This window comes from Acidimicrobiales bacterium, from assembly GCA_035512495.1.
Taxonomy (GTDB): Bacteria; Actinomycetota; Acidimicrobiia; order Acidimicrobiales; family CADCSY01; genus DATKDW01.
Map to the genome: position 1 here is coordinate 1 of DATKDW010000024.1, position 8,564 is coordinate 8,564.

The 8,564-nt window shown below is 70.2% G+C and carries 10 protein-coding genes; all 10 read right to left on the reverse strand.

Annotation, left to right across the window (positions count from 1 at the left end; all coding sequences use genetic code 11):
* A partial coding sequence (locus VMN58_02535; protein HUF32071.1) for an NADH-quinone oxidoreductase subunit D 1 occupies positions 1-582 on the reverse strand: 582 nt, incomplete at its 3' end.
* A complete protein-coding gene (locus VMN58_02540) occupies positions 579-1,298 on the reverse strand; it encodes an NADH-quinone oxidoreductase subunit C (GenBank protein ID HUF32072.1) in 720 nt (239 codons plus the stop codon). The genes VMN58_02535 and VMN58_02540, both read right to left, overlap by 4 nt.
* Complete coding sequence (locus VMN58_02545; GenBank protein HUF32073.1) at positions 1,285-1,785, reverse strand: NADH-quinone oxidoreductase subunit B family protein; 501 nt, start codon at positions 1,783-1,785, stop codon at positions 1,285-1,287. The genes VMN58_02540 and VMN58_02545 overlap by 14 nt, the downstream gene beginning before the upstream one ends.
* A 13-nt stretch (positions 1,786-1,798) precedes the next feature.
* A complete protein-coding gene (locus VMN58_02550) occupies positions 1,799-2,164 on the reverse strand; it encodes an NADH-quinone oxidoreductase subunit A (protein ID HUF32074.1) in 366 nt (121 codons plus the stop codon).
* A gap of 113 nt (positions 2,165-2,277) precedes the next feature.
* Positions 2,278-3,120, reverse strand: a complete 843-nt coding sequence (locus tag VMN58_02555; protein ID HUF32075.1) for a L,D-transpeptidase family protein — start codon at positions 3,118-3,120, stop codon at positions 2,278-2,280.
* Positions 3,121-3,210: 90 nt separating this feature from the next.
* Positions 3,211-3,966 carry a sulfite exporter TauE/SafE family protein gene (locus VMN58_02560; GenBank protein ID HUF32076.1) on the reverse strand — a complete coding sequence of 252 codons (756 nt, stop codon included), beginning with the start codon at positions 3,964-3,966 and terminating at the stop codon, positions 3,211-3,213.
* A complete protein-coding gene (locus tag VMN58_02565; protein HUF32077.1) occupies positions 3,963-4,298 on the reverse strand; it encodes a hypothetical protein in 336 nt (111 codons plus the stop codon). The genes VMN58_02560 and VMN58_02565 overlap by 4 nt, the downstream gene beginning before the upstream one ends.
* A gap of 13 nt (positions 4,299-4,311) precedes the next feature.
* A complete protein-coding gene (locus VMN58_02570; GenBank protein HUF32078.1) occupies positions 4,312-5,865 on the reverse strand; it encodes an NADH-quinone oxidoreductase subunit N in 1,554 nt (517 codons plus the stop codon).
* A 2-nt stretch (positions 5,866-5,867) separates the two neighbouring features.
* Positions 5,868-7,661 (reverse strand): NADH-quinone oxidoreductase subunit M, encoded by a 1,794-nt coding sequence (locus VMN58_02575; protein ID HUF32079.1) that lies wholly within the window; start codon positions 7,659-7,661, stop codon positions 5,868-5,870.
* The coding region (locus tag VMN58_02580; GenBank protein ID HUF32080.1) for a proton-conducting transporter membrane subunit at positions 7,661-8,564 on the reverse strand (904 nt) is incomplete at its 5' end. The genes VMN58_02575 and VMN58_02580, both read right to left, overlap by 1 nt.

Below are 8,564 nucleotides of genomic sequence, written 5' to 3' on the forward strand. Positions count from 1 at the left end.
CTCCTCGAGCCACCCCTTCGGGATGTCGTCCTTGAGGCCACCGATGCGGTTGAAGTTCGGGTGGAAGCGGCCGCCGCTGACCGACTCGGTCTGGTTCAGCACGAACTCGCGGTCGCGCATCGCGTAGAACATCGGCGTCAGTGCGCCGATCTGCACGCCCATGTCCCCGAGGAACATGGTGAGGTGCGCGATGCGGCCCATCTCGTGGAAGATCGTACGGAGGTACTGCGCCCGCAGCGGGGCCTCGACACCCATCAGCTGCTCGGTGGCGAGGATGAAGGGGACCTCGTTGCAGGACGCCGCCAGCCAGTCGATGCGGTTCACCAGCGTGGTGACCTGCGGGTAGGTGCGCACCTCGACGAGCTTCTCGTAGCCCCGGTGCATGTAGCCCATGATCGGCTCGACCCAGAGCACCTGTTCGCCGTCGAGCTTGGCGACGATGCGCAGGGTTCCGTGGGTGGCCGGGTGCTGCGGACCGATGTTGAGGGTCATGCCCTCGTCGGTCTCGAGCTCGACGTTGACGCGCGCGTCGGCCGCCTTCGCCGCGACGTAGGCGCGCTGCTCGGACTCGGTGACGGTCATTCGTCAGCCTCCTCGTCGGCGGCGCCGCCGGGCCTGGGCTCGACGTCGACGATGCCCGGCCACGGCTTCACGTGCCGGGCGAGCAGCGGGTAGTCCTTGCGCAGCGGGTGGCCCTCGAACCCCGATGGCAGGTAGAGGCTGCGCAGGTTCGGGTTCCCGTCGAAGCCGATGCCGTACATCTCGTGGATCTCGCGCTCGCACCAGTCGGCGCCCGGGTAGATGGCGACGATGGTGTCGACGGCGCCGGGCTCGGCCGGGTCGTCGACGGACGGGGGCACGTCGACCTTCACGATGAGTCCGAGATCGCGCTCGGCGAGGTTCATGACCCGGACGAAGATTTGGAAGCGGGTGTCGCCACCGGCGAGCCCGGTCTCGAACGTGGTGGGATCGACGGCGAGCGCACCCTCACGCAGGGCATGCAGGTCGACGTCGACCGCAGCCTCCTCGTAGCGACCATAGGGCGACGGCATCCAGTCGATGGCCGAGAGGAACTCGAAGTAGCGGAAGCCGAGGTCGGCACGCAGGTGGCGCATCGTGGGCACCCAGGCCTGGGGCGTGACGCGGATCCAGAGGTTGAGGCCGGGCTGGAGGTGGGAGCCGAGCAGGTCGTCGCCGAGGCGCTCGGTGAGGCCGGCGAGGAGGGCTTCGCGCCGCTCGTCGGGCTCCTGCTGGGCGGCGTCGTCCTCGACCGGGGCCTCGGTGTCAGCTGACGACAATGGGATCACCTCGCCACTTGTCGGCCATGTCCTCGTTCTGGATGCGCTCCTGGAGCAGCACGATGCCCTCGAGCAGGGCCTCGGGCCGGGGCGGGCAGCCGGGCACGTAGACGTCGACGGGGATGACCTGGTCGACGCCCTTGGTCACCGAGTAGCTGTCCCAGTACGGGCCGCCGCAGTTGGCGCAGGAGCCCATCGAGATCACGTACTTCGGGTCCGGCATCTGCTCCCACAGGCGGCGGACGGCCGGGACCATCTTGTCGGTCACCGTGCCCGAGACGCAGAGGAGGTCGGACTGGCGGGGCGAGGCCGGCAGCGGGATCACGCCGAGGCGCATGACGTCGAAGCGCGGGCCGGCCATGACGGCGGCCATCTCGATGGCGCAGCACGCGAGGCCCCACTGGTACATCCAGAGGGAGTACTTGCGTGACGTGTTGAGCAGCTGCGTGAGCGGCTTGGGGAGCTTGCCGCTCTCGACCAGACCCATGGGCTTCCCTCTTCTAGATCCAGCGGAGGACGCCCTTGCGCCACGCGTACACGAGGCCAAGGGTCAAGATGGCGATGAAGATGAGCATCTCGACGAGGCCGAAGACGCCGTACTCCTCGACCCGGGTCGCCCACGGGAAGATGAACACCGCCTCCACGTCGAAGATGACGAACATGAGGGCGAAGATGTAGTAGCGGACCTGGCTCTGCGACCACATGTCGCCGACCGGGTCCACGCCGGACTCGTAGTTCTCGAGCTTGCCTTCCTGGTGACGGTTCGGACGGATCAAGGACCCGGCTCCGAGGACGGCAGCCAAGAGCGCGACCGCAAGGCCACCGAAGATGGCAACCGTCAGGTAATTGCGGAGGAACTCCGACACGGCTGCGAACCCTACTGACCGGCGCGGAAGTGGGCCAAGATCGCCCAACCGAGCTGCAGATGGGCCATCGAGGGCCGTTTCGACACCCCGTCAGGGCTGCTCCGGGGCCGGGTTCAGTACACCCAGACCGGCGTGCCGACGGGCATCAGGCCGTCGCTCCACAGCAGATCCATGACGCGGTCGTGCACTCTGGCGCATCCGTGGGACGCCGGTCGGCCGGGGATGCTGGGCGAGCCGTGCAGGGCGATGCCGCCGTTGAAGTACTTGGGGCGGTAGAGGTTGCCGAGCGGGGCCTCCCGGACGCCGTCGATCTCCCGGTCGACCGTGAACCGTCCCGGCGGCGTCCGCCATCCGCTGGTGCCGGTGGAGGTGTTGAACGCGAGGGTGCGACCGCCGCGCACCACGATGAGCAGCTGGCGTTCGAGGTCGATCTCGACGTGGTCACCGCCCTCTCGGGCGGCGACCGGTGCGGCCGTCTCGAGCGCAGCCATGGTGGCAGGGCCGGCGAGGCCGTCGCGCGACAAGCCGGCGTGCTTCTGGAACGCCATCACCGCCTGCTGGGTGAGGGAGCCGAAGTCGCCGTCGGCCACCGGCACCCAGAAGCCGAGAGCCAGGAGGCGCTCCTGCATGGCGGCGATCTCGGGACCCTGGTCGCCGCTGCGGTACGTCGGCGGGCCGGGGACGGTGGTGGGCGGCGGCGGGGTCGTGGGGGCCGCAGCGGTCGGCGCGGCCGTGGTGGGCGCCGCCGTGGTGGCTGGGAGGGTCGTGGGCACCTCAGCGGTGGCCGGCTCCGGGGTCGCCGTGGTCGTGGGGCCCTCGAGCGCGACGCTCGAGGCATCGGACAGCTCGACGGATCGCAGCCCGTGGTGAGCGCTGAACCCGAGAGCGACACCGGTGGACAGCACCAGCACGGCGCTCACGCCCCGACGGCGACGGGTGGCTCGTGACTTCGTCATCGCTGAACAGACGCTCCTGCCCCACCCGCCAATTCGCCCGAAATGTATGACATCGGTCACCGCGGGGCCAACCCATTCGGGGACCGGGGTTCAGCGCAGGGCGAGCCAGATGGCGACGACGACGCCGAAGACGACGATGGTGGTGCGCAGGGCGTCGGGCGACAGGCGTCGGGCGAGTCGGCCGCCGACGTAGCCGCCGAGCAGGCTCGCCGGCGCCACGATGGCCACCGCCGCCCAGTCCACCGGACCGAAGAGAGCGAAGGCGACCAGCGCGACCGTGTTGATGAGCAGCGAGATGGCGGCCTTCAGGCCGTTGAGCCGCTGGAGGTGGTCGGCCACGAAGATGCCGAGGACGGCGAGGAGGATGACGCCGAGGCCGCCACCGAAGTAGGCGCCGTAGACGGCGGCGAGGAAGATCGCGACGTGGAGCTGCACGGTCTGCCCGCCGGCGCCGGCGGCCGTGCGGGCCAGCACGGCCTTGGCGATGCGGGGCTGGAGGGCGAGCAGCACCGAGCCGGCCAGCACCAGGAACGGGACGACGGCATCGAAGACGGCGTCGGGAGCGACCAGCAGGATGGCGGCGCCGGCGGCCGCGCCGAGCACGGACGTGACGGCGAGGGCGCGCAGTCGGTGGCCCTGGTCCCGGAGCTCGCTGCGGTAGGCGGCGGCGCTGCCCAGGTAGCCGGGCCACACGGCCACGGTGTTGGTGACGTTGGCGGCCAACGTCGGGAGACCGGCAGCCACCAGCGCCGGGAACGAGATCAGCGACCCGCCACCGGCCACGGCGTTCACGCCCCCGGCGAGGAACCCGGCCACGGCGATCAGCACGATCTCGGCGGCGGTCATCGGTCCTGGGCCCTGCGGGCGATGCGGTCCTGCTCGGCGTCCATCACGGTGTTGGTCATGCCGCCGAGGTGGGTGTCGGCGAAGGCGACGAGGTCGACGAGGCGCCGGGGCGGGAACGCCAGCGTGACGGTCTGGCCCTCGTAGGTGAACCGGGCCTGCCACTGTCCGACCGTGTCGGTGCGGTGGAGGGTCACCGTGGTGCGGGGTGCCGGCCAGGTGACCGGCCCCTCCAGCGTCGAGCGCCGACGGGCGAGCCAGCCGGTGCGGGGCCGGATGGTGACGAGCACGTCGTCGACCTCGACCACGTCGCCGACCGACTCGATGGAGGCCACGGTGGCCGGCGGATCAGAAGCCGACGAGGACGGCGGTGGCGTCGCCGGCGGGACCGGTGAGCACGTGCGGGAACAGGCCCACGCCGAGGGTGACGACCACGCAGATGATCAGGGCGAGGGTCGCACCGACGGGCACCGGCAGCGTGCGACGGTCGGGGACGTCGGCGTCGTCGACATCGCCGAGGAACATCGACACCGTGATGCGCAGGTACAGGAAGGTGGCGATGACGGCGGTGAGCATCGCGACGGCAGCCAGGGGGTACGAGCCGGCGTCGACCGCGGCGGCGATCGCGTAGAACTTGGCGAAGAAGCCGCTGGTGAAGGGGACGCCGGCCTGGCTGAACAGCAGCAGGGCGAAGACCAGCGCGAGGGCTGGTCGGGCCCTGGCGAGGCCGCGGTAGTCGTCGAGGGTGTGGCGGTCGTCGCCGGTGCGGCCGACCACGGTGACGATGGCGAAGCTGCCGCCGACGAGGAACGTGTAGCTGGCCAGGTAGAACAGCGATGCCTCCACGCCACGCTCGGTGGCGGCCTGCACGGCCACGAGGATGAAGCCGGCGTGGTTGATCGAGGAGTACGCCAGCATCCGCTTCACGTCGGTCTGCACGACGGCCATCAGCGCGCCGACCAGCAGCGTGATGATGGCGACTGCGTAGATCACCGGCTGCCAGTCGACCCGATAGGTCTGGAAGCCGAGGTACAGGACCCGGATGAGGCCGGCGAACCCCGCGGCCTTCACGCCCGCGGCCATGTACGCCACGACCGGCGTGGGCGCGCCCTGGTACACGTCGGGTGTCCAGGCGTGGAACGGGGCGGCGGCGACCTTGAACAGGAGGCCGACGAGGAGCATGGCCATGCCGGCGAGGAGGATCCCGTTGTCGAACAGGGCGACCTGGGTGAGGTAGGTGAGGATCTCGACGAGGTTGGTGGAGCCGGTGGCGCCGTAGGTGAGGGCGATGCCGTAGAGCAGGAACGCCGAGGCAAAGGAGCCGAGCACGAAGTACTTGAGGCCGGCCTCCTGGGAGGTGACCCGGCGCAGGTGCATGGCGGCGAGGACGTAGACGGCCAGCGACAGGATCTCGAGGCCGAGGAACAGCACGATGAGGTCGTTGGCCGATGCCATGACGACGCCGCCGGCGGCCGACAGCAGGACGAGCACGTACAGCTCGGGCCCGTCGAGGCCCTCCCGGCGCAGGTAGCCATCGGCCAGGAGCGCGGTGAGCACCACCGACGCGCAGATGACCACGGTCATGAACACCGAGAATCCGTCGACGCCGACCGCGCCGGCGATGGCGGTGAACGGTCCCCGCTCGACGTCCTGCACCCGGTCCCAGATGGGCCAGGTGCACACGGCGGCGGCGATGGCGGCGACCGAGGTGGCGAGGGGGTAGAAGCCGTGGAACAGCGGACGGCGGGTGAGCGCCGTGAGGGTCATCAGGCCGAGGGCGGCACCGACCAGCACGAGCAGCGGAAGGACCGCGAACCACTCGATCTCGGGCGTCGCGATGGGCTCGAAGGACTCGTCGGCCCCCTGCAGCGGGAGCGCCGCGTGGGCGAGCAGGGCACGCATGGTCACTCCCCCTCCCCGTGGTCGTCCGCGTCGTCATGGGCGTCGACCAGCGCTCCGGAGAAGCCGGAGGTGGCGGCATCGGGCTCGACGAAGTCGGTGGCGCCTTCGATGTGCTCCACCAGGGCGGCGACCGACGGCTCGATGCGTTCCAGGACCGGCTTGGGGTACACGCCGAGGAACACGATGAGGGCGAGGAGCGGCGCCATGTAGGCCAGCTCGGCGCCGCGCATGTCGGGCGTGGCCAGGTCCTCCTCGGTGGGCTCGCCGTGGAAGACCCGCTGGTAGGCCCACAGCAGGTACAGCGCGGCGAGGATCACCCCGGCTGCGGCGACGACCGCCCACCACTTGAGGGTGAGGTAGGCGCCGGCGAGGATCAAGAACTCGCCGACGAAGCCGTTCAGTCCGGGCAGCCCGATCGAGGACAGCATCACGAGGGTGAACACGCCGGCGAGCACCGGAGTGGCCTTCTGCAGGCCGGACATGGCGGCGATGTCGTAGGTGTGGCGGCGCTCGTAGAGCATGCCGAGCAGGAGGAACAGCGCACCGGTGGAGATCCCGTGGTTCACCATCTGGAGCACGCCGCCGCCGATGCCCTGGGTGGTCATGGCGAAGGTGCCGAGGGCGATGAAGCCGAGGTGGGCCACGGACGAGTAGGCGATGAGGCGCTTGATGTCCTTCTGCATGGTGGCCACGACGGCGCCGTACAGGATGCCGATGACACCGAGGGTGGCGATCACCGGGGCGAAGAACAGTGAGGCGTCGGGGAAGAGGTAGAGCCCGAAGCGCACGAAGCCGTAGGTGCCGAGCTTGAGCATCACGCCCGCGAGGATCACGGAGCCGGCCGTGGGGGCCTCGGTGTGGGCGTCGGGCAGCCAGGTGTGCAGCGGGAACAGCGGCACCTTGACGGCGAAGGCGAGGGCGAAGGCGAGGAAGATCCACTTCGCCGCCTCCCAGTCGAGCGGGTTCCAGGAGTCGCGCGCCTCCATCTCCCCGGCCTCGATGGCCTCCTGGTCGGCGGCGAGCGTCTCGGCCCGGCCCTCGGCCAGCTCGACCAGGTCGAAGGTGAGCCGGTCGGCGTCCCCGACCGTGGCGATCAGCTCCTCGAGCCGGTCGAACTCCTCCTGGGGGACCTCGATCCCGGAGGACTCGCGCAGATCGATGCCCTCCTGGAGACCGGCCAGCTCCTGGGCGGCCGCCTCGCTGCGCTCGAGGCCGGCATCGCGCTCGAGGAAGGCGAGGCTGACGATGCCGACGAGCATCAGGGCCGAGCCGAACATGGTGAAGAGGAAGAACTTCAGCGCGGCGTAGACCCGCTGGCCGTAGCCCCATCCGCCGATGAGGAAGTACATCGGCACGAGCACGATCTCGAAGAAGATGAAGAACAGGAACAGGTCGAGCGCGCTGAACGCACCGATGCATCCGGCCTGCAGGAGCAGCAGCCAGGCGTAGTACGCCTTGGGGTCGTGCTTGGGGGCGACGGCCAGGAACGTCAGCGGGAACAGCACGCCGGTGAGCACGACGAGGAACAGCGAGATTCCGTCGACGCCGAGGTGCCAGCCGATGCCGAACTCCTCGATCCACTCGTGGGCGGTCTCGAACTGGAACCCGGCCTCGCTGCGGTCGAAGGCACCGAGCATCCACATTGTGAAGGCGCCGGTGGTGGCCGAGAAGAGGACGGCGAGCGGGCGGGTGAGCTCGCGCCGGGTGGCCGGGATCAGCGCGATCAGCAGCGCGCCGGCGAGCGGCACGAGGATCGACGCCGTGAGCAGCGGGAAGGCGAGGTTGGCGGCGAGCATCAGAGCGTGACCTGCGCGAGGAAGTAGGCGAGCAGGAGGACGGCGCCGCCGGCGATGCCGAGCGCGTAGTTGCGGACGAAGCCGGACTGCAGGCCGCGCAAGCCCCCGCCGGAGCGCCGCACGAGGGAGGCCACACCGTTGACGGCGCCGTCGATGACCGTGCGGTCGAACGTAGCGGTGGCCTCGAAGCCGGCCCGGCCGGGCCCGCCCATGAATGCCGAGATGACGCGGTCGTAGCGGTAGCCCTCGGCGAGGATCGTGGGCTCGATGGGCTCGCGCATGCGCCGCAGGTAGATGGCCCAGGCGATGGCGATGCCGGTGAGGCCGGCAAGCACGGCCACCACGGCGAGGCCGACCTTGGTGCCGGTGGCGACGTCGATGTGGGCCTCGTTGTCGCCGAGCACCGGGTGCAGCCAGTCGCCGAGGAAGTGCAGGTCCTTGGCGAAGGGCAGTTGGATGGCACCGCCCACGATGGCGAGCACCGACAGGGCGACGAGCGGCAGGGTCATGGTCCAGGGCGACTCGTGCGGCTCGGCGTGCAGGGCGGGGACGCCGTCGTGCTGGGGTGCGCTCGCCGTGTCCGGTCGCTCCAGCGCCTCGGCCTCGGAGTCGTCGGTGTCGAGGGCGGTGTCCTCGCCGTCGGCGTGCTCGGCGTCGACCTGCACGGCCTCGGCGTGGCCCTCGACGGTGAAGCGCTCGTCACCGAAGAAGACCATGAAGACCTGGCGGCTCATGTAGAACGCGGTGAGCAGGGCGGTGACGAGGCCGACGGCCCACAGCGCCGGGTTCTCGGCCCAGGCGTACAGCAGGATCTCGTCCTTGGAGAAGAAGCCCGAGAACGGCGGCACGCCGGCGATGGCCAGCCAGCCGACGATGAAGGTGGCGGCGGTGATCGGCATGTAC